The organism is Deinococcus carri (assembly GCF_039545055.1).
GTDB lineage: Bacteria > Deinococcota > Deinococci > Deinococcales > Deinococcaceae > Deinococcus > Deinococcus carri.
On record NZ_BAABRP010000001.1, the window covers coordinates 739,951 to 765,081 of the forward strand.

Annotated in this window: 22 protein-coding genes and 1 pseudogene; 17 read left to right on the plus strand and 6 right to left on the minus strand. The window is 70.2% G+C overall.

Annotation, left to right across the window (positions count from 1 at the left end; all coding sequences use genetic code 11):
- Nucleotides 1-124: 124 nt before the first annotated feature.
- The 5 genes from ABEA67_RS03710 to ABEA67_RS03730 all read left to right on the plus strand — a co-directional run bounded on the left by ABEA67_RS03710 (nucleotide 125) and on the right by ABEA67_RS03730 (nucleotide 5,434).
- Nucleotides 125-1,135 carry an ABC transporter ATP-binding protein gene (locus tag ABEA67_RS03710; protein WP_345461042.1) on the plus strand — a complete coding sequence of 337 codons (1,011 nt, stop codon included), beginning with the start codon at nucleotides 125-127 and terminating at the stop codon, nucleotides 1,133-1,135.
- A gap of 93 nt (nucleotides 1,136-1,228) precedes the next feature.
- Nucleotides 1,229-2,032, plus strand: coding sequence for an ABC transporter permease (locus ABEA67_RS03715; RefSeq protein WP_345461045.1), 804 nt, complete (start codon nucleotides 1,229-1,231; stop codon nucleotides 2,030-2,032).
- Nucleotides 2,033-2,129: 97 nt separating this feature from the next.
- Entirely contained in the window at nucleotides 2,130-2,918 is a 789-nt protein-coding gene (locus ABEA67_RS03720; RefSeq protein WP_345461048.1) for an ABC transporter permease, read from the plus strand.
- A 167-nt stretch (nucleotides 2,919-3,085) separates the two neighbouring features.
- Nucleotides 3,086-4,258: an FtsX-like permease family protein gene (locus tag ABEA67_RS03725; protein WP_345461051.1), complete on the plus strand. Its 1,173-nt coding sequence runs from the start codon at nucleotides 3,086-3,088 to the stop codon at nucleotides 4,256-4,258.
- Nucleotides 4,259-4,399: 141 nt separating this feature from the next.
- Nucleotides 4,400-5,434: a DUF4384 domain-containing protein gene (locus tag ABEA67_RS03730; RefSeq protein WP_345461054.1), complete on the plus strand. Its 1,035-nt coding sequence runs from the start codon at nucleotides 4,400-4,402 to the stop codon at nucleotides 5,432-5,434.
- Between the two features lie 49 nt (nucleotides 5,435-5,483).
- Here ABEA67_RS03730 and ABEA67_RS03735 read toward each other — a convergent pair whose 3' ends face one another.
- Both ABEA67_RS03735 and ABEA67_RS03740 read right to left on the minus strand, forming a co-directional pair.
- Entirely contained in the window at nucleotides 5,484-6,068 is a 585-nt protein-coding gene (locus ABEA67_RS03735; RefSeq protein ID WP_345461057.1) for an NUDIX hydrolase, read from the minus strand.
- Nucleotides 6,065-6,697, minus strand: coding sequence for a MazG family protein (locus ABEA67_RS03740; protein ID WP_345461060.1), 633 nt, complete (start codon nucleotides 6,695-6,697; stop codon nucleotides 6,065-6,067). The genes ABEA67_RS03735 and ABEA67_RS03740 overlap by 4 nt, the downstream gene beginning before the upstream one ends.
- A gap of 155 nt (nucleotides 6,698-6,852) precedes the next feature.
- Between ABEA67_RS03740 and ABEA67_RS03745 the strand changes: the two genes are divergently transcribed.
- From ABEA67_RS03745 to ABEA67_RS03775, 7 genes are all read left to right on the plus strand, one after another.
- Complete coding sequence (locus tag ABEA67_RS03745; RefSeq protein ID WP_345461062.1) at nucleotides 6,853-7,359, plus strand: hypothetical protein; 507 nt, start codon at nucleotides 6,853-6,855, stop codon at nucleotides 7,357-7,359.
- A gap of 144 nt (nucleotides 7,360-7,503) precedes the next feature.
- A complete protein-coding gene (locus ABEA67_RS03750) occupies nucleotides 7,504-8,220 on the plus strand; it encodes an SDR family oxidoreductase (RefSeq protein ID WP_345461064.1) in 717 nt (238 codons plus the stop codon).
- Between the two features lie 421 nt (nucleotides 8,221-8,641).
- A complete protein-coding gene (smpB, locus tag ABEA67_RS03755) occupies nucleotides 8,642-9,073 on the plus strand; it encodes an SsrA-binding protein SmpB (RefSeq protein WP_345461066.1) in 432 nt (143 codons plus the stop codon).
- Nucleotides 9,070-10,446, plus strand: a complete 1,377-nt coding sequence (locus ABEA67_RS03760) for an N-acetylmuramoyl-L-alanine amidase (RefSeq protein WP_345461068.1) — start codon at nucleotides 9,070-9,072, stop codon at nucleotides 10,444-10,446. The genes smpB and ABEA67_RS03760 overlap by 4 nt, the downstream gene beginning before the upstream one ends.
- Complete coding sequence (locus ABEA67_RS03765; protein WP_345461070.1) at nucleotides 10,443-10,982, plus strand: GerMN domain-containing protein; 540 nt, start codon at nucleotides 10,443-10,445, stop codon at nucleotides 10,980-10,982. The genes ABEA67_RS03760 and ABEA67_RS03765 overlap by 4 nt, the downstream gene beginning before the upstream one ends.
- A gap of 241 nt (nucleotides 10,983-11,223) precedes the next feature.
- On the plus strand, nucleotides 11,224-14,541 hold the full coding sequence (locus tag ABEA67_RS03770; protein ID WP_345461073.1) for an AAA family ATPase: 3,318 nt from the start codon (nucleotides 11,224-11,226) through the stop codon (nucleotides 14,539-14,541).
- Between the two features lie 229 nt (nucleotides 14,542-14,770).
- Nucleotides 14,771-15,154, plus strand: coding sequence for a hypothetical protein (locus ABEA67_RS03775; protein ID WP_345461076.1), 384 nt, complete (start codon nucleotides 14,771-14,773; stop codon nucleotides 15,152-15,154).
- On the opposite strand, the gene ABEA67_RS03780 is transcribed toward ABEA67_RS03775, so the two are convergent.
- The 3 genes from ABEA67_RS03780 to ABEA67_RS03790 all read right to left on the minus strand — a co-directional run bounded on the left by ABEA67_RS03780 (nucleotide 15,118) and on the right by ABEA67_RS03790 (nucleotide 19,644).
- Nucleotides 15,118-15,624, minus strand: a complete 507-nt coding sequence (locus tag ABEA67_RS03780; RefSeq protein WP_345461079.1) for an NUDIX hydrolase — start codon at nucleotides 15,622-15,624, stop codon at nucleotides 15,118-15,120. The genes ABEA67_RS03775 and ABEA67_RS03780 overlap by 37 nt on opposite strands.
- Nucleotides 15,621-18,353 carry an AAA family ATPase gene (locus ABEA67_RS03785; protein ID WP_345461082.1) on the minus strand — a complete coding sequence of 911 codons (2,733 nt, stop codon included), beginning with the start codon at nucleotides 18,351-18,353 and terminating at the stop codon, nucleotides 15,621-15,623. Before ABEA67_RS03785 ends, ABEA67_RS03780 begins: the two co-directional genes overlap by 4 nt.
- Nucleotides 18,354-18,462: 109 nt before the next feature.
- Nucleotides 18,463-19,644, minus strand: a complete 1,182-nt coding sequence (locus tag ABEA67_RS03790; RefSeq protein WP_345461085.1) for a metallophosphoesterase family protein — start codon at nucleotides 19,642-19,644, stop codon at nucleotides 18,463-18,465.
- 48 nt (nucleotides 19,645-19,692) lie between these two features.
- On the opposite strand from ABEA67_RS03790, the gene ABEA67_RS03795 reads away from it, so the two are divergent.
- The 4 genes and pseudogenes from ABEA67_RS03795 to ABEA67_RS03810 all read left to right on the plus strand — a co-directional run bounded on the left by ABEA67_RS03795 (nucleotide 19,693) and on the right by ABEA67_RS03810 (nucleotide 22,253).
- Nucleotides 19,693-20,277 (plus strand): Uma2 family endonuclease, encoded by a 585-nt coding sequence (locus tag ABEA67_RS03795; protein WP_345461088.1) that lies wholly within the window; start codon nucleotides 19,693-19,695, stop codon nucleotides 20,275-20,277.
- A gap of 58 nt (nucleotides 20,278-20,335) precedes the next feature.
- Complete coding sequence (locus ABEA67_RS03800; protein ID WP_345461091.1) at nucleotides 20,336-20,575, plus strand: AbrB/MazE/SpoVT family DNA-binding domain-containing protein; 240 nt, start codon at nucleotides 20,336-20,338, stop codon at nucleotides 20,573-20,575.
- 102 nt (nucleotides 20,576-20,677) lie between these two features.
- Nucleotides 20,678-20,851 (plus strand): annotated as a pseudogene (locus ABEA67_RS19405) (hypothetical protein); the annotation flags it as partial.
- 154 nt (nucleotides 20,852-21,005) lie between these two features.
- Nucleotides 21,006-22,253 carry an MFS transporter gene (locus tag ABEA67_RS03810; RefSeq protein ID WP_345461097.1) on the plus strand — a complete coding sequence of 416 codons (1,248 nt, stop codon included), beginning with the start codon at nucleotides 21,006-21,008 and terminating at the stop codon, nucleotides 22,251-22,253.
- Here the strand turns inward: ABEA67_RS03810 and ABEA67_RS03815 are convergent.
- Nucleotides 22,225-22,869 carry a helix-turn-helix domain-containing protein gene (locus ABEA67_RS03815; protein ID WP_345461100.1) on the minus strand — a complete coding sequence of 215 codons (645 nt, stop codon included), beginning with the start codon at nucleotides 22,867-22,869 and terminating at the stop codon, nucleotides 22,225-22,227. The two genes, ABEA67_RS03810 and ABEA67_RS03815, sit on opposite strands and share 29 nt — an antisense overlap.
- Nucleotides 22,870-22,950: 81 nt before the next feature.
- Between ABEA67_RS03815 and recD2 the strand changes: the two genes are divergently transcribed.
- On the plus strand, nucleotides 22,951-25,074 hold the full coding sequence (gene recD2 / locus ABEA67_RS03820) for an SF1B family DNA helicase RecD2 (protein ID WP_345461103.1): 2,124 nt from the start codon (nucleotides 22,951-22,953) through the stop codon (nucleotides 25,072-25,074).
- Nucleotides 25,075-25,131: the final 57 nt, after the last annotated feature.

Consider the following 25,131-nt stretch of genomic DNA (forward strand, 5'->3'; position numbering starts at 1 on the left):
TGCCCATTCCCGCAGGGGGCCGACACCCCCGCCTGCTGCTGGTCGCTGGTAGCTGGAGGCTGGCCGCTCACCCCGCCATTTCGCGCATCCGCTCCCGCCCTCTGCCCCTTACCCTGAGGCACCTATGACCACACCCACCCCGGACGCCAGCGTGCGCGTCCGTGACCTCCGCAAGAGTTACGCCGTCCACGAGAAGGAGCCGGGCTTTCTGGGCAGCCTGAGGAGCTTCGTGAAGCGCCAGACCCGCACCGTGGAAGCCGTCCGGGGCGTGTCCTTCGACCTCGCGCCGGGCGAGGTGGTGGGCTTTCTGGGGCCGAACGGGGCGGGGAAGACCACCACCCTCAAGATGCTCTCGGGCCTGCTGCATCCCTCCGGCGGGGAGGTGCGCGTGGCGGGGTTCGAGCCGCGCCGCCGTGAGGCCGCGTTCCTGGGGCGCATCACGCTGGTGATGGGCCAGAAGCAACAGCTTATCTGGGACCTCCCCGCCCTCGACTCCTTCCTGGTCAATCAGGCGCTCTACGAGATTCCCGACACTCAGTACCGCGAAACCATGCGCGAGTTCACCGAGGTGCTGGGCCTCTCGGGCATCCTGAAAAAGCAGGTGCGCAAGCTCTCGCTGGGCGAGCGGATGAAGTGCGAACTCGCCGCCGCGCTGCTGCACCGCCCGCAGGTGCTGTTTCTGGACGAGCCGACTATCGGCCTCGACGTGAACATGCAGGAAAGCGTCCGCGCCTTTATCCGCGACTACAACGAACGGTACGGCGCGACCGTCATCCTGACCAGCCACTACATGGCCGACGTGACGGCGCTCGCCCGCCGCATCCTGGTCATCGACTCCGGCCGCCTCGTCTTCGACGGCGACCTCGCCCGCCTGGCCGAACAGGGCCACGGCGGCAAGACGGTACGCCTGCAACTGCGTCAGCCGGTGAGCGCCCCGCGCCTCGCCGCCTACGGCTCCGACGTGAAGGTGGACGGCCTCAGCGCCGAACTCACCGTCCCCCGCGCCGAGGTCAGCCCCCGCGCCGCCCGCCTCCTGGCCGACCTCGACGTGGCCGACCTGACGGTGGAAGACCCGCCCATCGAGACGGTGATGGCGGAGCTGTTTGGGAGGAAGCAGGAGGTGGAGCGTGTTTAGGGATGCAGGGCGCGGGACGCGGTGCGCGGTCTGGCCTGCCGTCTTTTCCCGCGTACCGCGCACCGCGTACTGCATCCCGCGCTGGGGGCGAGCATGACCCCCCTCCTCCGCAAGGCCCGCGTCCTCTTCGTCACCAAGTTCGCGGAGATGACGGAATACCGCGCGGAAGTCATCATCTGGATGCTGTCGGGCACGCTGTCGCTGGTGATGATGCTGGTCTGGATGGCGCAGGCGGCGGCGGCCCCCGGCGGGCAGGTCAACGGCTACAGCCCCGCCGAGTTCGCCACCTACTTCCTGGGCACCTGGGCGATGAGCCAACTCATGGTGGTGTGGGTGGCCTGGGAACTCGACTTCGAGGTGCGGCAGGGCACGCTCTCGCCCAAGCTGCTGCGGCCCCTCGACCCCATGTGGCAGCACTACGCGGGGCACCTGGCCGAGCGGGTGGTGCGCTTTCCCGCGCTGCTGGCGCTGGTCGCGCTGTTTGCCTGGCTGTCGGGCGCGAGCTTCACCCACGACCCCTGGGCCTACCCCGCCGCGCTGGGGCTGGCGCTGCTGGGCTTCAGCGCCCGCTTTCTGTGGGAGTACTGCCTGGGGCTGCTGGCCTTCTGGACCGAATCCAGCACCAGCTTTCAGGAACTGGTGTGGCTGGTCTACGCCGCACTGGGCGGCATGTTCGCGCCGCTCGCCTTCTACCCCCAGTGGGTGCAGCAGATCGCCGTCTGGACCCCCTTTCCCTACATGCTGGGCCTCCCCGCCCAACTGCTCGCCGGAAAAGCCTCCCTGGCCGATGCCGGACGCGGCGCGCTGGTACTGCTCGGCTGGCTGGTCGTGTTCTGGTTCGTGCGGCTGGCAGTGTGGCGCGTGGGGCTGCGGAAGTATGGGGCGGTGGGGGCGTGAAGCGGTTAGTTGTAAGTGGTCAGTGGTTAGTGGGTTGGTGGCCTGTCCTTTCCCACTCACCACTTCCCACTTCCCACTTCCCGCGCCAAGGGCGCGCATGACCCGCTACCTCCGCCTCATCCGCATCTTCACCGGGGCCACGCTCGCCGCGCAGCTGGAGTACCGCGCCAACTTCGTGGGGGCCGTGCTGGCGAGCCTGGGGCAGGTGGGGGTGGCGCTGCTGGGCATCGGGGTGCTGTTCGGGCAGCCGGGGACGACGACGGTGGGGGGCTGGACCTTTCATGAGGCCCTGCTCGTCACCGGGTTTTTCATGCTGACGGAGGGGGTCATCAGCGTCTTTATCCAGCCCAACCTCAGCAAGATCGCGGAGGCGGTGCGCACCGGCAGCATGGATTTCACGCTGCTCAAGCCTATCGACGCGCAGTTCAATGTGAGCACCCGGTCGCTGAACATGCTGCGCGTGACCGACCTGCTGATCGGGGTGGCGCTGATTGGGTACGCGGCCTCGCACCTCAGCGTCACGCCAGGCGGGGTACTGGCCGCCGCCGTGCTGTACCTCTCGGCCGTGGTCATCGTGTACTGCATCTGGCTGGCCCTGTCCACCACCGCCTTCTGGTTCGTGAAGACGCAGAACGCTTCCGAGCTGTTCAGCGGGGTCTTCGGCGCGGCCCGCTTTCCGGTCACGGCCTTTCCGCTGCCCGTGCGTGCCTTCCTGACCTTCGTGGTGCCGGTCGCCTTTATCACCACCGTGCCCGCGCAGGCCCTGACCGGCCGGCTGCCCCCCGCGCTGGCGCTGGCTTCGCCGCTGGTGGCCGCCGCGCTGTTCGTGCTGACGCGCCTGTTCTGGCGCAGGGCAGTGGCGAGTTACACGAGTGCGAGCAGCTAGGGCGGGGTGCAGAAAGGTTGCCGAACCTTTCAGGGCCGAATGAAGTGAGAAACCGTGATAAGGGCGGCGTGAAGTGGAGTTGCTGCCCAGCACACGCGGCAACGTAACGGAGAGCCGCCCTAGGGGCTGGGCGGCTCCTCCCGCCCCCTCTGTTATCCTCCGCAGACGTGGCCCGAACTTCCCCTGATCTCGCCTGGACGCTGGCGCGCGCGCACCTGTCGCGGCGGCGGACGCAGAATCTCCTGACGGTGCTGGGGATCGCGGTGGGGGTGATGGTCCTGATCGCCGCGCTGAGCCTGACCAACGGCTTTACCCGTGCCCTGGTCGACGCGACGTTGCGGGCCAGCCCCCACCTCAGCCTGACGGCCTTTTCGCCTGCCCCACGCGACCCCGCGCTGGAGGCGGAGATGCGGGCGGATTCGCGCGTCCTCGCCTTCGTGCCCTTTTTGGGCGATAAGGGCCTGCTGACCCGCCCGGCCACCCAGGGGCGGCCGGCGGGCGTGGATTTCGCCACCCTGTTCGGGGTGACGCCGGAAGCCGCGCAGGTCCTGCATCTGGCCCCCGAGGAAAGCACGCTGCTGCGCACCCTCGGCCCCGGCGAAGTGCTGCTCGGCTCGGCGCTCGCCCGCAGCGTCGGGGCCTTCACGGGCGACGAGGTGCGGCTGCTGAATTCCACGCAACGCCGCACCGCCCTGCGAGTCAAGGGCGTGTTCAACACCGGAAACTACCTGATCGATTCCGGCTACGCCTTTACCAGCCTGGGCACCCTGCAAAAGCTCCAGGACACGGGGAATATCACCGGCTACCAGCTCCGGCTGCGCGACCCGGACGCCGCCCCTGGGGTCGGAAACGACCTCACGCGCGTGCGGCCCTACGCCTCGTTGCCCTGGCAGAGTCTCTACGGCACGCTGCTTGACCAGCTCGCGCTGCAAAAGCGGGTGATCGCCTTCGTGGTGTTCCTGATCGTGATCGTCGCGGCCTTCGGGATCGCCAACGTGCTGACGCTGGCCGTGTTCGAGAAGACCCAGGAAATCGCCATCCTGCGGGCCATCGGCGCGACCCGGCCCGTCATCCTGCGGACCTTTCTGATCGAGGGGGCGCTGCTGGGGCTGGGCGGGCTGCTGCTGGGCAATCTGCTGGGCCTGGGCATCAGCGCGTATTTCACGGTGCGGCCCTTTCAACTGCCCGGCGACCTGTACTTCATCACGGCGCTGCCGGTCGAGGTGCGCTGGACCGATCTGCTGTGGGTGAACGCCGTCGGGCTGGGCACCACCCTGCTCGCCGCGCTGATTCCGGCCCGCCGCGCCGCCGGGGTGGAACCCGCGCGCATCATCCGCTGAGCGTGCTGCCAGAGCGAAAAAACTCCGTGTCAGACGGGCATCACCTTCCTGACGGTGGGCTGAAGCACCATTAAGTTTCCCCCCCCGGTGGCTCATGGCCCGTCAAGTTGCTCCCCGTAACCTGCTTCTCGGAGGTACCACATGAAAAAGCTTCTGATGATTCCCGCGGCGATGCTGCTCGGTACGGCGGCGGCGGCTCCCAAGATCAGCGCCCAGAGCATTATCGTCAACCCCGCCCAGCCCGACCTCAGCGTCAGCGTGCGGGTCGACAAGGACACCACCGGCAACGCCAACCCCACCTACCGCGTCGGTGAGAACATCCGCATCAGCACCTCTGTCAACCGTGACGCCTACGTCTACCTCTTCAACGTCGACGCCAACGGCAATGTGGATCAGATTCTCCCCAACCAGCTTGGCGGCGAGAGCAACTTCGTCAAGGCGAACACCGTCCGCATCTTCCCCGCGCCCGGCGACAACTTCACCTTCACGGTGGGGAACGACACGGGTCTGAACAAGGTGCTGGCACTGGCGAGCCTGACGCCGCTGAACCTGGACCAGCTCAGCTCGTTCAAGACGCAGCAGGACCAGTTCGCCACCGTGAACGCCCGCGGCCAGCAGCAGCTTGCCCAGGCCCTCAGCATCGTGGTGAACCCCCTGCCCCAGAACAGCTGGGTCAGTGACACCGCCTTCTTCACCGTGGTCGGCCAGACCCCCGTGCAGACGGGCAGCCTGTTCGTGGGCACCAACGTCGCCAACGCCACCGTGATCCTGAACGGCCAGCGCCTCGGCGGGGCCAACGTGACCTTCAGCAATATCCGCCCCGGCACCTACCCCGTGCGCGTGCAGGCCCCCGGCTACCGCGACTACACCACGACCCTCACCATCCGCGCGGGCAGCACCACCAACCTGAACGTCGAGTTCTCGCAGGTGGTCGTGACGACCCCCGCTCCCGCCCCGGTGCAGAACCAGTTCACCATCGCGCTGCGCAGCCCGGTGAACGGTGCGCGCGTGTTCGTGGACGGCCAGGAAGTCGGCACCATCCGCAACGGGGGCCTGAACGTCACCGTCAGCCGCGGCAGCCACGAGATTCTGCTGCTCGCCCCCGGCTACCGCACCTTCAGCAACGTCTACGACGTGCAGCGCAGCGGCCAGATCACCATCACGCCCACCCGCTAAGCTCCCTTCCTGACCTGCACCCCTGCCCCCGCGGCGGGGGTGTTTCGATTTACGGCCCGTGTTCCAGCAGGTCGTGCAGCACCCGCGCCGTCATACCCCAGATGTCATGCCCCTGCCAGGGGTAGCGGTAGAGCGGCACCCGCTGGCCGTCGGGGAGGAGGCGGGTTTCACGCACCACGTCAAGCGAGCGCAGTTCTCCCAGCGACGGCAGGATGATCTGCGCGACCTCGGCGGTCAGGGTGAGGCGCGGCTCGGCGGGGATGCGCGCCAGCACCGGCGTCACGTGGAAGCCCACTGGGGTGAACACGTCGTCCAGCTCGCCCAGCACCGTGACCATGCGGGGGTCAAGGCCCACCTCCTCCTCGGCCTCGCGCAGCGCCGCCTGGACGGGGGATTCGCGCGCTTCCAGACTGCCCCCCGGAAAACTGATCTGGCCGCGGTGGGTGGGCAGGTCCGCCGACCGCACGGTGAGCAGCACGCGCGGATCGCGCTCGCGGGTCAGGGCGACCAGCACGGCGGCGCGGCGGTAGTCCGGCAGGTGCAGCGGCGTGCGCAAGCGGCAGCTCAGCCAGACCGCCCAGGGGTCGTCGAGCGCACAGTCCAGTGGGTCGGGGGCGTTGTCGTCCGGCCTCACGTGCCTTCTCCGGGGTCGGGCAGGGCGGCCAGGGCCTGGGCGGTGCGCTCCCGCAGGGCCACCTCCGCCTCCACCCCCGCCGACCTTGCCCAGGCGACGACAGCCGAGAGCACGTCCGCGATGCCCTCCGCGGTGTCGGGGGCAGCGTGGAGCGCCGCCTGCACCGCCTCCTTACCACTCTTCTCCCGCCCCCCCAGCTTCTGCGCCTGCGTCTCGCGGGCCAGCGCGCCCAGGGAGGCGGGCACCCGGTCCGCGGCGCTGCGGGGCCGCCCCCCGCGTTCGGCGGTCTTGATGACTTCCCAGTTGGTTTCCACCTCGGCCGCGCCGCTCACCTGCACGTCCCCGAACACATGCGGATGCCGCCGCACCAGCTTCTCCACGATGCCGCGCTCAACCTCGGCGTAACCGAAGGTGCCTTCCTCCTCCGCAATCACGGCATGAAAGGCCACCTGGAGAAGCACGTCCCCCAGCTCGCCGCAGAGGGCGGCGGGTCCCTCACCGACGGCGTCCACGGCCTCGGCGGCCTCCTCCAGCAGATAGGGGCGCAGGGATTCGTGTGTCTGCTCGCGGTCCCAGGGGCAGCCGTCCGGGGCGCGCAGGCGACGCAGGGTCTGAAGAAGGTCTTGCACCCGCCCATGCTAAGGCGGCGCGCCGCTCTACCTCCCGCCTCCCGCGCCCGAGTCTTCACTTCAGGTGAAGGCACATGATGAAAAGGTGGCCTGGGCCTGACGACGCTCACCGCCGGTTCACCGTTCATCAGACACAGTGTGTTGGACTGGCAGGCATGAAGAAGCGACTGACGGTTCCTGTCCTCACGGCCCTGCTGGGGGCCTTCGCCCTGCCCGCCCTGGCGCAGGCCACGCCCGCCCAGACCACGCCGGCTCAGAACGCGCAGCTCGGGGCCGCCTGGAGCGCGCCCACCCTGGCGAACGCGACCTACGTGATTCTCGACCCCCGGATCGAGGGCAACCCGAACATCATCAGCGGCGACCAGCGCACCGGCATTCTCGCGGCCATGAAGCGTGACTCCGCGGGGGCCATCAAGCGCCACTACCCCAACGCCATCATCGCGGACAACCCCCAGACGCCGGGGGCCATCAAGGTGACGCCGGTTCTCCAGACCCCGAATGCGCTCGTGCCCTGGGCCAAGCTCACCGCCGCCCTGCACTTCGACCTCGCCAGCGGCCAGCGCGTCACGCTGAACGACCAGTTCGGCCTGCTGACCCTGTGGCAGCACCAGGCTGAGGCCGCCAACTTCCTGTACGACCAGCTCGCCAAGCGCCTGCCCTGAGAGGGCTTCCTGCCAGAGGCGGCAGGAAGGGTCCAACCCCATAAAAGCTGTTCGACCTCTGGACCCCTCGCCCCATCCTGCACGCGAGTTAAGTCCCCCTTCACGCGCCCCGGCCCACCTGCCGGGGCGTGTTAGCTTCGCCGCATGACCCAGCAGGATTCTCAGAACGGCAAGAGTGCCTTTGTCACGGGCGCGAGCAAGGGTATCGGCCTCGCGGTTGCGCGGGCGCTGGCAGGGGCGGGCTACGCCGTGACCCTCACCAGCCGTCACCAGGGCGAGGTGGAAGCCGCCGCCCGCGACATCGGCCAGGGCGCGCGGGGTGTGGTGTGCGACGTGCGCGACCCGCAGGCGCTTCAGCAGGCGGTGGATGCGCATGTGGCCGCCTTCGGGGGGCTGGACGTGCTGTTCGTGAACGCGGGGGTGGGGCGCTTTGCCAACGTCGCGGACCTCACCGTCGAGCAGTGGCAGGACGTGATCGACACCAACCTGAACGGGGCCTTTTACACCATCAAGGCGGCGCTGCCTGCCCTCAAGCAGCGGGGCGGGTACATCTTCACCCTCTCCAGCCTTGCGGGCAAGAATCCCTTCGCGGGCGGCGCGGCCTACAACGCCAGCAAGTTCGGCCTCAACGGCCTCTCGGAGGTGCTGACCCTCGACCTGCGCCAGCACGACATCAAGGTCACGCAGATCATGCCCGGCAGCGTCGCCACCCACTTCGGCGGCCACACCCCCAGCGAGGCCGACGCCTGGAAGATTCAGCCCGAGGACATCGCCCAGCTCACCCTCGACCTGCTGGCGATGCCCGCGCGCACCCTGCCCAGCCGTATCGAGGTGCGGCCCAGCAAGCCACCCAGGAAGTAGGGGAGTTGGAAGGGAGGCGCGTCATATGGATTGACGCGCCTCCCTTCTTTGGAATCCCATAGACTGCTGCTGTCCGGTGTGGACGGGTTGCATGACAGGGGAATATGCGGGAGGGGGCAACTCGATGCGAAAGCACCCGGAGTTGCCGCTCCGGGTGCAGAAAGGGGGTATGCCTATGACTAACCGTCGCAAGCATACCCCCATACCCCGCGCGAGAAACGGAGAAGAAGGCCCCTGGCGGCCGCCGAGATCGTTGCGACCATCGGCGCAGTCGCGGGCCTGATCACGGCCATCGCGCACCTTATTCGAGCCTCTGAAGTCAACCCTCTCGCCCCCTGACACGCCGTCCGGCCGGACGTTTGGCCCCTGAGAACCCTCTCGGGGGTCTTGTCCTGCCGCCCTCCCCGGAGGCCCTGCTAGAATGCGCCGCGTGTACACGAACCGCCGCGCACACCACGAATATGAGCTTTTGGAGCGCTTCGAGGCGGGCATCAGTCTGACGGGCAGCGAGGTCAAGAGCGTCCGGGCGGGCGGCGTGGACTTCCGGGATGCGTTCGCGCGTCTCACGAACGGCAATATCGAGCTGGAGGGCCTCTACATTCCGACCTACACCGAAGCGACCTACAACAACCACGAGCCGCGCCGCACCCGCCGCCTGCTGCTGCACCGCGAGGAAATCGGCAAGCTCAAGCGCGCGCTGGAGCAAAAGGGCCTGACGCTGGTGCCCACCCGGCTCTACCAGAAGGGCCGCGTCTTCAAGGTGGAACTGGCCCTCGCGCGCGGCAAGAAGCTGCACGACAAGCGCCGCGCCGAGGCCGAGAAGACCGTGCGCCGGGAGCTGCGCGAGCTATGAGGTGGCGCTTCACCAGGCCCCTGCTGCTGGCGGGGCTGCTGCTGGGGGCGGGGCTGGCGGGCGCGCAGATCGCCTTTACCCGGCTGAACCTCGCCGGGCAGCAGGTGCAGAGCATCAACCTCTACGGGGCCGAGTACGCCAGCCAGAGCGTGCTGGACGAGGTGCTGAGCGTGACCCGCGACGGCGGGCTGGTGCGGGTGCAGGGCTACGGCCACACGCTGCTGCTCCCCATTGACGAGGATCAGCAGCGGGCCACCACCGACTTCAACACGGTGCAGCTCGACACCGAGCGGGTCAAGGCCCGCTCCGCGACGCTGGTCAACGGGAACCTGTACCTGCCGCTCGACACGCTGGCGCGGGGGCTGGGGGCCAGCTACCAGGCCGGGAACTTCCGGCTGGTGCCCGCGACCCTCCAGGGCGTGAGCAGCCGTGCAGGCAAGGACAGCGACCGGCTGGTGCTCGACCTCAGCCGCGACGTGTCCTTTACCGACGAGCTGCGCGGCACCACCGTGACTGTCACCCTGAAGGGCGTGCAGGGCGAGGCACGGCGCTACACGACGCGCGGGGCCTTTGTGCCCCAGGCAGAGGTGACCCGCAGCGGCGACGACCTCAAGCTCACCTTCACCCTGCCGCCGGGCAGCGGCTACCGCGTCTATCCCGTGGTCCGCCCCGGTGGCGCGCGGCTGGTCGTGGACGCGGGGCCGGGCGTGCCCTACACGGCCCCCGCCCTGCTGGAGCGCATCTCGCGGCCCCTGATCGTGCTGGACCCCGCCCGCGTGAGTGGCCTGGGCCGCGACGTGACGCTGGAGGTGGCCCGCCGCGCCGCCGAGCTGCTCAACAAGGCCGGCTGGCAGGTCAAGCTCACCCGCGACGCCCAGAGCGCGCTGGGGCAGGACCAGAAGTTGGCCCTGGCCCGGCGCAGCGACGTGTATCTGGCCCTCGATCTGGGGCGCTTTCCCGGAAGTCCGCGCGGGGGTGTCACCGTATACGAACCGACCGGGCGCGCCCCGGCCCAGATTGTCAATGCTGTCCGCAACGGTGCCCAGGCCCCCTATATCGACCTCGCCGTCGGGGACGGGGGCGGCACACGGCGGCTCAGCGAGCTGCTGCGCGGCGAGTTGAAGGGCGGGGGCGTCACGGCCAGGAGCGAGAACGTCACCCGCTCGCTGACCCTGAGTGAGGCTCCCGAGGCCTCGCTGCTGCTGGAGCTGGGCTGGGCCAGCAACGCCGAGGACCGCGCCAAACTGGGCGTGGATGACCGCCTCCAGGCAATGTCGGTGGCGGTGGCGCGCTCGATTGCCACCTACCTGACGGCCCGCGCCGCCAACGCTGGCCGGGCGGTCCCCGCGGGCCAGAACGGAGCGGGACAGTGAAGCGGCTCCTTTCGTTGTTCAACGTGGTCAGCCTCGCGCTGCTGGCCGCCGCCGCCTACGCCTATCAGGAAGTGCGGCAGCCCCCCAGCACCCCCAAGCCCCCCCCGCTGGAGCTGGAGGAAAAACGCGCCGTGCAGGTCCGGGTGTACTTCACCGACCCGCAGATCCAGAGCATGAAGCCCGAGACGCGCACCGTGCAGGTCACGCAGGAAAACGCCAGCACGCTTGCGCAGGCCGCCCTGAATGCCTGGGCCAGCGGCCCCCGGGCCTCCGGTGCGCTGCGCCTGGTCCCCGAGGGCACGGCTGCCCCCAAGGCCTGGGTGCGCGGCCAGCACTACTACGTGAACCTCCCGGCGGCCTACCAGAAGCTCCGGTACGGCACCAGCGGCGAGCGGATGCTGCTGTGTACCCTCACCCGCACGCTGCTCGAAAAGGGCGGTCAGGACGTGACCTTCCTGGTCGAGGGCAAGAACGTGGACACCCTGGGCCACCTCGACGTGCGCGAGCCGTACACCCGGCAGGACTGTGCGGACTAGGGCGCGGCGCGCCCGTCTAACGGTCGAACCGTCTGATACGGTTGCCGTCCAATCCGTTATCGAATCAGGAAAGCGCCGATTCGATAACTCCTTTCCCGGCAACCGTTGTGTTCCTCCTCGCTCTGCTCGGGTTGAACAGTTTTTGTCACTGTTCAACCGGAATACGTCTGACCGCCTAGAAACCGACCTTCGACCCTTGCCGTTAGACGGTTAGACCGTCAGACTTTTAGACTCCCATCCCATGCTCCAGAGCATCACCCTTCAGGGCTTCAAGAGTTTCGCGGACCGGACCCGGCTGGAGTTCGGTCCGGGCGTCAGCGCCGTGATCGGGCCGAACGGCAGCGGCAAGAGCAACGTGGTCGAGGCCCTGCGCTGGGCGACCCACCAGGCGCGGGCGCGGGAGCTGCGGGCGGGGCGCGGCACCGAGCTGATCTTCCACGGGAGCGGCGGGAAGGCTCCCCTCGGCCTGGCGGAGGTGCAGGTCGAACTGCTCACCGCCGAGGGGCACGTGAACGTGACGCGCCGGGTCTACCGCGACGGCACCGGCGAGCAGGACCTGGGCGGCCGTCCCGTCCGCGCCCGCGACGTGCAGTCGGCCCTGCGCGGCACCGGGCTGGGGCCGGGGGGCCTGGCGGTGATCGGGCAGGGCGAGGTGAGCGGCGTCGTGCAGGCCGAGGGGCGCACGCTGCTGGGCTACCTTCAGGAGGCGGCGGGCCTCTCGCGAACGGTGTCAGCCCGCCAGGAGACGGAGGCGCGGCTGCGGGGGGCGGATGGGCATCTGGAACAGCTCCGGCTGGTGCAGGGGGAACGGGCCGCGGGGGTGGAACGGCTCGCGCAGGCCGCCCGCGACGCCCGCACGCACCGCGACCTCACCCTGCGGGCGCTGACCCTGGAAGACGCCCTGAAGCGCGAGCGGCAGACGGCGCTGGTGCGCGAGATAGCCGCCGCCCGGCTTGAGGCCGACACGCTCGACGCCCGCAGCGCCGAACTCGCCGCCGGGGTGCAGGTCGCCGCCGCCCGCGCGGAGGCTGCCCGCGAGGCCGTGGGGGACGCCCGCGCCCGTGCCGAGGCTTTTGCCGGGGCGCTCGATGCCCTGCGCGCCGCCCGGGATGCCCACGCCCAGGCGGGGCGTTACGCGGACCACCTCCAGGCCGAGGCCGAACGCCTGCGCGCCGAACTCGCCGCCCTGCCCAGCAGCCCGCCCGCCGGGGCCGCGCCCGACCTTCCCGCCCTGGAGGTGGCCGTGAGCGCCGCCCGCACGGACGCCGAGGCCGCCGAGCGCCGCGCCCGCACCCTGGACGCCGACCTGACCCGCGCCCGCGCCGCCGCCGCCCGCCTGGCCGAGGCCGCCGCCCGCCTGGACGCCAGCCGCGAGACGCTGGGGGGCGAACTCGAACGCGCCGAGGGCAACCTCGAAGGGGCGCTGGAAGCGCTCGCCGCCGCCCAGGAGCGCCTGGCGGCCGCCGCCCACGCCCGGCAGCAGGCCGAGGCCGGATACGCGGCACTGGCGGGCCGCCGCACCGACGCCCAGGCCCACGAGCGGCACCTCACGGCCGAACTCGCCCGCCTGAACGCCAGCGCCCTGCCCCTGCGCCGCGAGCGCGAGCGGCTGGAGCAGACCCTGAACTCCTACGCCCGCTACGGCGAGGGCGCGCGCAACGCCCTGCGGCTGGACCACCCCGGCATCGTCGGCTCGGTGGCCGACCTGCTGACCGTGCCCGCCGAGTACGAGACGGCCGTGACCGCCGCGCTGGGCCGCCGCCTGGAACAGATCGTGGTGGGCAGCGGCGAGGACGCCCGCCAGATCATCGAGGAACTCAAGCGCGCGGGCGGACGCGCGACCTTCCTCCCCCTCGACCTGATCCGCGCCCGGCCCCGCCGCGACGGGCCGCTGCTGCGCGAGGCGGGGGTGGTCGGCAACCTGGCCGACCTGTGCCCCACCAACCCCCCCCTGGTGGGCGAGGCGATTCTGGCCGACACGCTTATCGTGGAGGACCTGCGCGCCGCCAACCGCATCGCCCGCGCGCACCCGAACCGCCCGCGCCTCGTCACCCTGGACGGCGAACTGCTGGAGGCGGGTGGGGCCATCACCGGGGGCCGCCTGCGCGACACCGGCTCCAACATCCTAGCCGACCAGCGCCGCTTTCAGGACCTCGACGCGGAACTGGAGGACGTGGACCGCCAGACCGCCCGCCTGGGGGCCGAACTGAAGAAGGTGCAGGCGACCCTGGCCGGTGACGCGGGGGGCCACGATGCCCTCCTCGCCGCCCGTGAGCGCGCCGCCCGCGAGGAACGCGAGGCCGAGAAGCGCGTGACCGAGCTGGAGGCGCAGGCCCGCAGCCTGGGCGCGCACCGCGACCGCCTGCTGGCCCGCCTGGCCGACCAGACGCCCGCCTCCCCGGAGCCGGACCACCCGGCCGCCGACCCCGCCCACCTGGAAGCCGACCTGCTCGAAACCCGCGCCGCCGCCGAGGGGCACCGCGAACGGGAGCGCGCCGCGCGGGAGGCCCTCGCGCTGGCCCGCGAACTCGACGCCGCGTGGCGGGCCTTTCGCAGCGCCCGCGCCCGCGCCGCCGACCTGCGGGAACACCTGACCGCGAACGCAGAGGCGATGGCCGCGCAGGAGGCCCACCTGACTGCCGCCGCCGCCGAAGTCCAGCGCCGTGAAACGGCCCTCGGCGTGCTGGACGAACACGAGCTGTACCGCGCCGAGAAGGAACGCGACGCCGCCGCGCAGGCCTACACCTCCCTGCTGGGCGAGCAGAACAAGGTCCGCGCCCGCCTGGAAGACCTGCGCCTGCTGGTCGCCCGCCGCGAGGGCAGCCTCGATTCCATTCCCGACGGGTGCAGCCCCCCTGGCACGCCCCGCGAATGGACCGCCGACCTGAACCGCACCCGCGCCGACCTGGAACGCCTCGGCCCCGTCAACGCCCGCGCTGAGGCCGACCACGCCGCCGAGCGGGCCGAACTGGAGGCCCTGACCCGCGAGCTGGACGACGCCGAGGGGGCCGCCGCCGAACTGCGCGCCCACCTCGCCGAACTCGAAACCGCCGAGGGCCTCGCCACCCGCGCCGCCTTCGGCCGGGTGAACGCCGCCTTCCGCGAGTATTCCGCCGAGCTGCTGGGCGGGCAGGGCGAACTGGAACCGGAGGAGGACGGGGCGGGAAAGCTGACCGGCCTGCGCCTGGCCGTGCAGCCCAGAGGCAAGCGCACCCGCTCGATGACCCTGCTGTCCGCGGGCGAGCGCACGATGGCGGGCCTGGGCTTCCTCTTCGCGCTGAACCACGCGGGCGGTGAGGGCGGTGCTGTCGGGGAGGGGGCCGGGGGCCTCCCCCTCGCCGTGCTGGACGAGGTGGACGCGCCCCTCGACGAGGCGAACATCCGGCGCTTCACGGCCTTTTTGGAGCGCTTCTCGGCACGCGGGGCGCAGTTCCTGCTCGTCACCCACCAGAAGGCGACGATGGAGGTCGCGCAGGCGCTCTGGGGCGTGACGACCGACCAGACGGGCGCGAGCCGCGTGCTGAGCATCCGCCAGGCGGAGGAGGCGGTGGGGCGGTGAGGGCCTCACGGGGCGAGGCTGGGGTGATACGGATTCCGGATAATCCGTTACGGCCCCTCCGCTCCGCTTCGGTGCCTTCACTCCTATCCGTCGCCCTTTTTCCTTCTCCCTCCGGTCGGGTTAACCAGTTACTGCATAACTGATTAACCGGAGTCCGTATGAGGTGTCAAAGTCGCCTACGCCGAACGGTTCATGTCGGCGCGGCCCCTTTGCTGTCATCCTGCTCCCCATGACTCAGGAGACGCCACGGGAAGCACTGCTGGCGGCGCTGAGGTGCTGGCAGGGCCGCGACTATGCGGCGCTCGCCCTGCGGGTGCGCCCGGCGCAGCGCGAGCCGACGCGCCGCGAGGTGCAGGAGGTGCGCCTCGCCTACCGCCAGGAAATCCTGCGGGGCTTCCGGATTCTGGACACGCGCGACACCGACCCTGCCGCCGCCAGCGTGGACACGGAACTGCTCCTGACCCAGGGCGGCGAGTGGCTGCTCGTGCGCCGCCGGTACCGCATGGTCTACCTCGATGGCTCGGGCCGCCCGGTGGACCGCACCCGCCCGGAGGGGCGCTGGATTCCCCACACCACCTACGCGCTGCCCGGCCCGACGCCGCTGCTGGCCTGAAGCTCTGCCTCCAGCGCCTCCCGCAGGAGGGCCTGCCCGATAGCCCCGGCTCCCCAGGAGAGGCGCTGGGCGAACTCCCCGGCACAGACGGCCAGCCGGTGCCGTGTCTCGAAGGCCGGGCGAAAGGCCTCAAGCCGGACCCTTGCCCAGTAACGGAGCTGGTAATAGGGCTGCGGCGTCAGGCCCTCAACCCGCTGTGCCCCCAGGAACTGCCAGCGCAGGACCTCGGCGCAGGCTTCCTCGGCGACCTCCCGCCGCAGCGTCTGCTCCCAGGTTTCCTGGTCTTCGGGCTTCCCGCCGGGGAGGCTCCACGCGCGGCCGTCCTCCGACACGAGGAGGATGCGGGCGTCCGGGGTCAAGCAGAGGCCGCTGACCTGCGTCACCGTTTCGGTGGGGAGGGGCCGATGGCCGGGCAGCCAGGTGATGAGGCCGGGCCGCCCTTCCCAGGTGGTCCGCTCGCGCAGGCTCATCCGTCCAGCCGCTGCACGCTGCTGCCCGCCACGCTCTTGGTGACGATCAGGCGGCTGGGCAGCCGCTCGGACAGGCTTTCCACGTGCGTGACCACGCCCACCATGCGCCCCTGCGTCCGCAGGTTTTCCAGCGCGCCCGCCACGGCTTCCAGTGCCTGCGGGTCGAGGGTGCCGAAGCCCTCGTCCAGAAACAGGGCACCCAGAATCTTGTTCCCGGCGAGGTAGTCGCTCAGCGCGATGGCGAGGCTGAGGCTGGCGAGGAACGTCTCGCCGCCCGATAAGGTCTTCACGGCGCGCGTCTCGCCCGCGTTCCAGAGGTCCTGCACGACGTACTCGCCGTCCTCCAGCGCGAGGCGGTAGCGTCCGTCGCTGATGTCGAAAAGCAGCGCCCCGGCCCCCGTCAGCAGCCGCGCCTCCACCTCCGCGAGGAGGTACTGCTGGAACTCGTTGGCCTTGAGGGTGTTCGTGAGCGTCTGCCAGGTGTCCAGCCGGGCGGCCAGTTCCTTTGTCTGCGTCTCGATCTCGCCCCGGCGCTTCAGGCGTTCTCGGGCGCTGCGTTCCTGCTCGGCCAGACTCCCGGCCCGCTCGCGCACCCCGGTCAGGGCGGCGTCGGTGGCCGTCAGCTCGCGCTCGGCCTGGCGAAGCTGTGCCGGGTCGAAGGGTTCCAGCCCCAGTTGCCGTTCGAGTTCGGTGAGCTGGGCGCGGAGCTGTTCGACCTGCGCGGCGTGGGTGCGCGCGGCCTGCTCCAGCGCGGCGATATCCGCCTCGGGGAGGGCGGCGGCGCGGGCCTGCGCGGCGTCCAGCCCCAGCGCCGTGAGGGTCGCCTCCAGCGCACTCTGCGCCTCCTGTGCCTCCCGACCCCGGCTCGCGGCGGCGTTGCGGGCCGAGGTCAGCGTGGCCTGGGCCGCCGCCTGGGCACTCTGCGCGCGGGCGAGGGCCGCCTGCGCCTCGTTCAGGCGGGAGCGCACGCCCTTGACCTCGGCCAGCAGCTTCTGCCGTTCGCGGGCGGGGTCGGTGCCCGCCGCCCGCACCCGCCCCGCCAGCCCGGCCAGCAGGCGCAGCGCGAGGTCGTGCGGGTCGCCGCTGACCTGCGCCTCAAGGTGCCGCAGGTCGAGTTGGCGCTGGTCCAGCGCCGCTTCCCAGTCGGCGAGTTCGGCGGTGCGGGCCTCGATGGATTTTTTCAGGTTGCCCAGCTCCAGCCCGATTTCCTTGTAGCGCAATCGGCGGTTTTCCAGCGTGCCCTGGAGGGCCGTCACCTGCCGTTCCAGCGCGGCGAGGTCCACGCCGGACGCCTGGGGCAGCACCCGCACGGGCTGCTCGCACAGCGGACAGGGGTCGCCCACGTGCAGGTGGGAACGGTAGGCACTGAGGCCCGCTTCCAGCCGCGCGGCCTGCAACTCCGCCCCGGCGCGGTCGAAGTCCGCCTTGGCCTGCTTGCCCTCGCGCTCGACCCGCTTCTGCTCCTGCCCGAGGGCCTCCTGCTGCGCCTGCTCGGTCTTCTGCCGCTCGCGGCCCGCGTCCAGCGCCGCCTTCTGCGCCTCCAGCTGAATGCGCTCCTGCCGCAGTTTTTCCAGCTTCTGCGCCGCCTCACGGGCCGCAAAGTGCGCGTCCTCGTCCCAGGGGAGGGGCTGGGGGTGGGTGGTCTGCGGGGTGCCCCCGGCGCGCCTGAGGCGGGCGGCATCGGCCTCGGCCTCGCGCAGGGCGTCGGCTCTGGCTTCCAGGTCGGGAATGCGGGCCTCGGCCTCCTGCGCGGCTTCAAGGGCCGCTTCTGCCGCCTCCGCCGCGCGGCGTGCCCCGGCTTCCGCCGTCCTCGCCTGGGCGCACTCGCGGTCCTCGCGCTCGGCGGCGATGCGGGCGCGTTCGGCCGCGTCGAGCAGGGGCAGCACGCCCGCCACCCGCCGCGCCCGTTCGGCCCGCGCGGCTCCCTCGCGGACTCCCGCCGCGCGGGCTTCCAGGGTGGTCAGGCGGCGGGCGGTGTCCTCGCGGGCGGTCCAGACGCCCTCCAGGGCACGCAGGCGGTTGACCTGGCCCTGCAACCGTTCGCGCATGTCGGTCAGGCGCTCGGCTTCCGCGTCCACCGCCTCGCGCTCGGCGCGCAGGGCCTTCACCGCCTCGCCCGTCACGCCCGCATATTCGCCGTCCAGCAGGGCGTGCAGGCTGCCCAGCGTGTGCTTGAACTCTTTCGCCCGGTCGCCCGCGAAGGCGTGCATGGCCTTCACGTGGTCCAGGCCCATCAGCTCGCCCAGCAGCGCCTGCCGCTCGCGCCCGGTGCCGTGCAGCAGCCGCGAGAATTCGCCCTGCGGCAGCAGCACGCTGCGCACGAAGGTCTTGAAGTCCAGCCCCACCGCGCGCCCGATGCGCTCGTTCACGGCCCGCGTGCCGCCGTCGCTGAGGTTGACCCAGCGGCCTTCCTCGTACCGTTCGAGCCGCACCTCGTTTTCCGCCTGCCGCCGGCCCCGGCTGCGGGCCACCCGGTACGTCTCGCCGCCCGCCTCGAAGGTGAGGCCGACCGACAGCCCCCGCTCGCCCTGCGAGATCAGCGCGTCCAGCCCGGTCGCGCCCAGCCGCGGCGTGGTGCCGTACAGCGCGAACGTCATCGCGTCCAGCAGGCTGCTCTTGCCGCTGCCCGTCGGCCCCACCAGGGCGAACAGTTCGAGGTCGGAAAAGTCCAGCGCGGTGTGCTGCCGGAAGGCGGTGAAGCCCTGGAGTTCGAGGGAAAGGGGCCTCATGCGCGGGTTCCCTGCTTGCAGACGGCAGAAGGCTGAAGGTAGAAGGCCAGAAATGCCTCGGCCTCTGCGCTTGTTGCCATCTGCCTTCCGCCATTTGCCTTCTGCGTCCTCACGCCCCCACCTCTTCCCCCCGCGCCGCCTCGTCCGCCTCGTGGAAGGCGGCGCGCAGGTCGTCGGGCAACTCTCCCCGGCGCTCCCTGTGAAACTGCTCGTACAGTTCGGTCAGGCTGAGGCCCTCGCGCCGCAGTTCGGGGAGGGCGAGGTCGTCCTGCACCGCGTCGAGTTCGACGGCCAGCGTCCCCGGCACCTGCCGCAGCACGCGGTCCTTGAGGCCGGGCAGGGCCGTGCCGGAGGGGGCACGCACGACCACTTTCACCAGGCCCGCGAAGCCGCTCAGCGAGGCGAGGCGGGCCTCGATCTGATCCAGATTCACCTTCACCGTTCGCAGTTCGCGCCCGCTGCTGAGCGGGATGGGCGTCACGCGGGCGGGGCGTCCGGCCTCCACCTCGACCAGATTGACCTGTTTCTTCTCGCCGCCCTCGCCGAAATCGAGCTGGATGACCGAGCCGGGGTAATGGGCGAGCGGCATCTCGCTGGATTTCTGCGGCTTGTGGACGTGCCCCAGCGCCACGTACTGCGCCCCGGCGGGCAGTTGCAGCGGCGAGAGGGTGTAGGCGTTCATCAGGTCGAACTGCATGGTGCGCTCGGAGCCGCTGGGCACCGCGCCGTCCATCGTGGCGTGCAGCATCAGCATGTTCACGCTGTCTCCCCGGAATCCCTCGGCGAGCCGGCGCAGAAAAAAGCCCATCCCCTCGCGGTACTTCTGCCGCCACGCGCCCACGTCGCCGCCCAGCACGTCGGCAGCCTTCACCAGCCGCCGCTCGGACAGGAAGGGGAGCGCGCCCACCGTCAACTTCTCGCCGCCGCGCGTCTCCACCGTGCGAATCATGTCCAGCGGATGGGCGGCGGGCTGCGCCACCAGTTGCACGCCCACCCACCCCAGCAGCCCGGCGAGGCTGTGCAGCCGGGCCGCCGAGTCGTGGTTCCCCGCGATTGCCACCGCCGGGATGTTCGCGTCGCGCAGGCGCAGGAAAAAGTCGAACACGGCGGCCTCGGCCTCCGCCGACGGGTTCACGGTGTCGAAGAGGTCGCCCGACACGAGCACCACGTCGGCCTTCTCACTGCGGGCCAGCCCCGCGATTTCCACCAGGGCCTCATGTACCTCCGGCGTCCGGTCAAGGCCCCTCAGATTCCGCCCGGCATGGAAATCTGCCGTGTGAAGTACGCGCATGACGGAAAAAATAGCACGGGGCAGAAGTTGGAGTCGTACCATCTGGGGATGAGCGATCCTGCCTTCCAGCGCATGAGCGTTGAGGAATACCTCCGCACCGAGCCGGACAGTCCGGTGAAGCGGGAGTACGTGAACGGGTTCGTGTACGTGGTGGACAACGGTGACAACCTACGCGGTCACGCGGGCAGCAGCAAGGCGCATGCCAGAATCATTTTCAGAATCATGCAGCGGGTTGAGCCTGCGGCTGAAGACATTAGTTGCCGCGCCTTTTCCAGCGAAATCAGGCTCAAGATCGAGGGGCGGAACAGTTATTACTACCCGGATGTGATGGTCGCCTGTGGTCCCGACACGAATGACCCCTATTCCGAGACTTCCCCCTGTCTCCTTGTGGAAGTCCTCTCCAGAGGCACCGCCCATACCGACAGGCACGCCAAGTATGAGGCGTATACGGCCCTCCCCACCCTCCAGACCTACCTCATCGTCGCGCAGGACGAGCGCCGCGTCTACGCATACCAGCGCCAGGGCGAAAGCTGGGAGCTGGCCGAATACGTGGGCCAGGGTGAGATTGAGCTCCCGTGCCTGAAAGTGTCGCTCTCGCTGAACGAGATTTACGCGGGCGTGCTGGAGGGTTGAACTGGCAAGAGCAGAGCTGGCGAACATTCTTGAGCCACCACATCTCTACACTTTCACCATGAGGGGCCAGGAGCTGAGGATGGACGCTCAGGGACGGGTTCTTATTCCTGCCTCCCTGCGCCGGCAATTGCAGTTGCAGCCCGGAGAGAAGCTCATTCCGCGCATTGAGGACGGCAAGCTCATCCTGGAGAAGCGGTCGGAGGTGCGCCGCCGCCTGCTGGGCATCTTCTCGCCTCAGGAGCCTTCGCCGGTGGGCGAGTTGCTGGAAGAACGCCGTCAGGAAGCGGAGCGGGAATGACCGTGGTGCTCGATGCCAGCGCGGTGCTGGCCTGGATGTATGGCGAAACGGGGGCTACGGAGGTTGAAGCGGTGTTGGACGGCGGGCAGATGAGCCTGGTGAATCTGGCAGAAGTCACCACGAAGGCGGTCGAGCGCGGCGCGTGCTGCTCGTGTTCGTCAGGATCTCGCTGCCTACGGGGTCGAGTTTCATCCATTTGACGCGGAGCAGGCGGACCGCTGTGCCGAACTTCGCCCTCTGACCCGCGCCGCTGGCCTCTCGCTGGGGGACTGCGCCTGCCTGGCTCTGGCCCAGACGCTGGCTCTGCCCGCCATGACCGCTGACAGGGCCTGGAGTGGCCTCGGCGTCGGCGTGAGATCACGGTCATTCGCTAACCCCTACTCCCCGCCTCCCCCTGCCGCGTGGAGTAGCTTTCCGGCCAAGCTGGGGCATGACCCAGGCCCCGGCTGCCCCCCAGACCCCTGCAACACAGAAGCTCTGGAACCGCAACTTTCTCCTCTGGTGGCTGGGCGCGGCGCAGAGTGCGCTGGGCAGCGCGCTCTCGGGCATTGCCCTGAGCTTCCTGGTGCTGCACCAGACCGGCAGCGCGGGGGCGATGGGCGTGAACCTGGCGCTGAGCATGTTGCCCGCGCTCTTCGCGCCCTTCTTCGGCACGCTGATAGACCGCCTGCCGCTCAAGCCGCCCCTGATCGCCTGCCACCTGCTGCGCGGCGTGATGCAGCTCGGCATCGGCTTCGCGGCGCTGCGCGGTCACGTACCCATCGAGGCCATCTATGCCGTTTCGTTCCTCACCGGACTGATTGCGGCGTTCTACACGTCGGCCAGCATGGGCGTCACGGTGCGGCTGGTGCCGCGTGAGCAGCTTCAGCGGGCCACCGGGCTGATGCAGGGCACCTCCCAGACCATGCAGATGGTCGGTTTGCTGGGCGGCGGCTTTCTGGTGGCGGTGCTGGGCCGGGGCGAGGCCCTGATCTTCGACGGGGTGACGTTTCTGGTGTTCGCGGCCCTGCTGTTGCCGGTGCAGTTTCCGCCGCGCAAGGCAGCGGCAGCGGGCGAGCGTTTCTGGCAGTCCTTCCGGGGCGGGTTGAAGTACGCGCGCGGCAGCGTCCTGCTGACCGGTCTGCCGCTGGTGGCACTGGTGCTGAACGCCAGCTTCGCCCCGCTGGACATGCTGATTCCCAAACGGATGCAGGTGCTGGGGGCGGGGGCTGCTGGCTATGGCCTCTTTTTCGGGATGCTGGTGGCGGGGATGGCGGCAGGTGGGTTTCTGGTGGCGTGGCTGGGCGAACGGGTCAAGCCGGACCGCGCCTCGGTGTGGGGCATGGCGCTGATGGGCACGATGACCCTGCTGCTGGCCTTCACGCAGACCGCTCCGCAGATGTATGCCCTGGCCCTGCTGATGGGCCTGGCGAACGCCTTTTGCAACATGGGCATCGGCGTCATCTTCCAGACGCGGGTGGACCCCGATTTTTACGGGCGGGTCGGCAGCCTCTTGAGCGCGGTGGGCATGGTGGGGATGCCGGTCACGCTGCTGGCGCTCTCGCCCTTCGCGGACCGGATTCCTGTGGCCGTCATCTTCGGGGTGGCCGGGGGGCTGACGTTGCTGGGGGCCGCCGTGTGGGGAGCCATTCTGCGGCGTGAGGGTGCCTCTACCGCTCCGGCAGCCGCCCCGGCGTGAACATCAGCCCCAGCAGGCAGTCCTCGGCCCCGGCGGCCTGCCGTTCCTCCTGTTCGCGCTCCAGGGTCCAGGCTTTCAGGTCGCGCAGCCGCCGTTCCAGTTCCAGCAGGGTCTCGGGCAACAGCCGGACCTCCCCGATGGTTCCGAAGCCCCGGAACGATGCCCGCCTGTCTTTGAGGCCGCCGTAATTGACGCTGAGCTGTCCCTGCGCGTTCATCGCCAGCACGACCTCGCGCACCTGCTCGCGGCTGAGGGCCGCGATATGGGTCAGGTAGGCGTTCAGAAAGGGCTGGTGCAGCGCCGCGAACAGGCCCCGCACGTCGTCCGCCTCGGTCAGGTCGAAGGGCACGCGGTAGGCGGGGGCGGCCGCGCGGTAGAGCTTGACCGGCCTGCCGCCGCGTTTGCGCTCGCCCGTCACCCCGACCAGGCCCGCGGCACACAGCCGCGTCAGGCGGTGGTGGGCCTGCTTGACGGTAATCTCGGCATCCAGGGCCACCTCCCCCGCGCTGACCTCCCCGTGCATGGCCGCCCCCAGCACGCGCTGGTAGGCGAAATCCAGCAGCAGCCGCGCCTGCTCGGGCGTCTGCGCGGTGAAGGCTCCGGCGGGCAGCGTCACCCGCACAGCATGGCGCATTCGGCTCGGTCCCGTCCCGTTACGTTGAGCGCAGAACGCTACCCCCACGCTATCCTCTTTCCCATGACCGCCGCGCCCCCCATCGAACCCTTCCGCGTCACGGGTGGCGTGAACAAGGTCCGTTTCCGCGCCGAGAGCGGCTTTACCGTGATGACGGCCCGCCTGCGCAACAGTGAGGGCGAGGACCCCGACGCCACCGTGATCGGTGTGATGCCCCCGCTGGAAGCCGGCGACACCTTCAGCGCCGACGTATTGATGGAGGAACACCGCGAGTACGGTTACCAGTACCGCGTGCTGAATATGGTGCTGGAGGCGCAGCCCGCCGACCTGACCGAGGCGGGCGTGGCGGCTTACCTCGAAGCCCGCGTGGGCGGCGTCGGCAAGGTCCTGGCCGGGCGCATCGCCAAAACGTTCGGCCCCACCACCTTCGACGTGCTGGAACAGGAACCGGAAAAGCTGCTGCAAGTGCCGGGCGTCACGCAAAGCACCCTGCACAAGATGGTGTCGAGCTGGTCCCAGCAGGGCCTGGAACGCCGCCTGCTCGCGGGCTTGCAGGGTTTGGGCCTCAGCATCAGCCAGGCGCAGCGGGCGGTGAAGCACTTCGGGGAGGCGGCGCTGGAACGGCTGCAAGCCGACCTGTTCGCGCTGACCGAGGTGGAGGGCATCGGCTTTCTGACCGCCGACAAGCTGTGGCAGGCGCAGGGCGGCGCGCAAGATGACCCCCGCCGCCTGACCGCCGCCGCCGTGTACGCGCTTCAGCAGGCGGGGCAGCAGGGCGGCCACAGTTTCCTGCCGCGCGAGCGGGCCGAGCGGGGTGTGATGCACTACACCCGCGTCTCGGCCGAGCAAGCCCGCCTTGCTGTGGAAACCGCCGTGGAACTGGGCCGCCTCTCCGACGACCCCGCCCCCGACGGCAGCACCCGTATCTACCTCCCCCACGTCCTGCGCGCCGAGAAGAAGCTCGCCACGCTGATTCGCACCCTGCTCGCCACGCCGCCTGCCGGGGACGAGTGGCCCGCTGCCGACCGCCTGCCCGCCGGGGCGGCAAAGGGCCTCTCGGAGGAACAGGCGCAGGTGCTGCACCTGCTGGAAGACCACCGCCTGGTGGTGCTGACCGGCGGCCCCGGCACGGGCAAGAGCACCACGACCCGCGCGGTGGCGGACCTCGCGGAGAAACTGGGGCTGGAGGTCGGCCTCTGTGCCCCCACTGGCAAGGCGGCGCGCCGCCTGGGCGAGGTTACGGGGCGCACCGCCTCCACGATTCACCGCCTGCTGGGGTACGGCCCCGCGGGTTTCCGGCACAACCACCTCGAACCCGCGCCGTATGACCTTCTGATCGTGGACGAGGTGAGCATGTGCGGCGACGGGCTGATGCTCTCGCTGCTCGCCGCCGTGCCGCCCGGCGCGCGGGTGCTGCTGGTGGGCGACACCGACCAGCTTCCCCCGGTGGATGCGGGCCTGCCGCTCCTCGCCATCGCGCAGGCCGCGCCCACCGTCCGGCTCAGCACCGTGTACCGCCAGGCTGCCGAGAACCCGATTATCCGCGGGGCACATGGCCTGCTGCACGGCCAGGCCCCGGTGTGGGGCGACCCCCGCCTGCACCTCACCGAGACGGAACCCGACGTGGGTGCCCGCCGGGTGGCCCTGATGGTCCGCGAACTCGGCGGGCCGGGGCAGGTGCAGGTGCTCACGCCCATGCGCAAGGGGCCGCTGGGCGTGGACATGCTCAATACCCACCTCCAGTCCCTCTTCAACCCCGGCCAGGGCGGCATCCGCATCGCGGACGGCGAGGCGCGGCCCGGTGACGTGGTGGTGCAGACGAAAAACGACTACACCAACGAGGTCTTCAACGGCACGCTGGGCACGGTCCTGAAGGCCGAGGGCAGCCGCCTGACGGTGGATTTCGACGGCAACATCGTGGAACTGGCCGGGGCGGAACTCTTCAACCTGCAACTGGGTTACGCCCTGACCGTCCACCGGGCGCAGGGCAGCGAATGGCCGACCGTGCTGGGCGTACTGCACGAGGCCCACATGCCGATGCTCTCGCGCAACCTCGTCTACACGGCCCTGACCCGCGCCCGCGAACGCTTCTTCGCGGTCGGCTCGGCCTCCGCCTGGCAGAAGGCGGCGGGGCGGCAGCGCGAGGAGCGGAACACGGCGCTGCTGGAGCGGGTGCGGGGGCGGTAGGATCTCTATCACTGCTGCTCGTTGTCTTCTGCTTTCACGTTGTTTGCTCAAGGCTGC

Excerpts from the sequence above, each read along its gene's own strand:
- ABEA67_RS03710 (WP_345461042.1), top strand. The coding sequence starts at position 125 with ATGACCACACCCACCCCGGACGCCAGCGTGCGCGTCCGTGACCTCCGC.
- ABEA67_RS03715 (WP_345461045.1), top strand. The coding sequence starts at position 1,229 with ATGACCCCCCTCCTCCGCAAGGCCCGCGTCCTCTTCGTCACCAAGTTC.
- ABEA67_RS03720 (WP_345461048.1), top strand. The coding sequence starts at position 2,130 with ATGACCCGCTACCTCCGCCTCATCCGCATCTTCACCGGGGCCACGCTC.
- ABEA67_RS03730 (WP_345461054.1), top strand. The coding sequence starts at position 4,400 with ATGAAAAAGCTTCTGATGATTCCCGCGGCGATGCTGCTCGGTACGGCG.
- ABEA67_RS03745 (WP_345461062.1), top strand. The coding sequence starts at position 6,853 with ATGAAGAAGCGACTGACGGTTCCTGTCCTCACGGCCCTGCTGGGGGCC.
- ABEA67_RS03750 (WP_345461064.1), top strand. The coding sequence starts at position 7,504 with ATGACCCAGCAGGATTCTCAGAACGGCAAGAGTGCCTTTGTCACGGGC.
- smpB (WP_345461066.1), top strand. The coding sequence starts at position 8,642 with ATGCGCCGCGTGTACACGAACCGCCGCGCACACCACGAATATGAGCTT.
- ABEA67_RS03760 (WP_345461068.1), top strand. The coding sequence starts at position 9,070 with ATGAGGTGGCGCTTCACCAGGCCCCTGCTGCTGGCGGGGCTGCTGCTG.
- ABEA67_RS03770 (WP_345461073.1), top strand. The coding sequence starts at position 11,224 with ATGCTCCAGAGCATCACCCTTCAGGGCTTCAAGAGTTTCGCGGACCGG.
- ABEA67_RS03775 (WP_345461076.1), top strand. The coding sequence starts at position 14,771 with ATGACTCAGGAGACGCCACGGGAAGCACTGCTGGCGGCGCTGAGGTGC.
- ABEA67_RS03780 (WP_345461079.1), bottom strand. The coding sequence starts at position 15,624 with ATGAGCCTGCGCGAGCGGACCACCTGGGAAGGGCGGCCCGGCCTCATC.
- ABEA67_RS03785 (WP_345461082.1), bottom strand. The coding sequence starts at position 18,353 with ATGAGGCCCCTTTCCCTCGAACTCCAGGGCTTCACCGCCTTCCGGCAG.
- ABEA67_RS03790 (WP_345461085.1), bottom strand. The coding sequence starts at position 19,644 with ATGCGCGTACTTCACACGGCAGATTTCCATGCCGGGCGGAATCTGAGG.
- ABEA67_RS03795 (WP_345461088.1), top strand. The coding sequence starts at position 19,693 with ATGAGCGATCCTGCCTTCCAGCGCATGAGCGTTGAGGAATACCTCCGC.
- ABEA67_RS03800 (WP_345461091.1), top strand. The coding sequence starts at position 20,336 with ATGAGGGGCCAGGAGCTGAGGATGGACGCTCAGGGACGGGTTCTTATT.
- ABEA67_RS03810 (WP_345461097.1), top strand. The coding sequence starts at position 21,006 with ATGACCCAGGCCCCGGCTGCCCCCCAGACCCCTGCAACACAGAAGCTC.
- recD2 (WP_345461103.1), top strand. The coding sequence starts at position 22,951 with ATGACCGCCGCGCCCCCCATCGAACCCTTCCGCGTCACGGGTGGCGTG.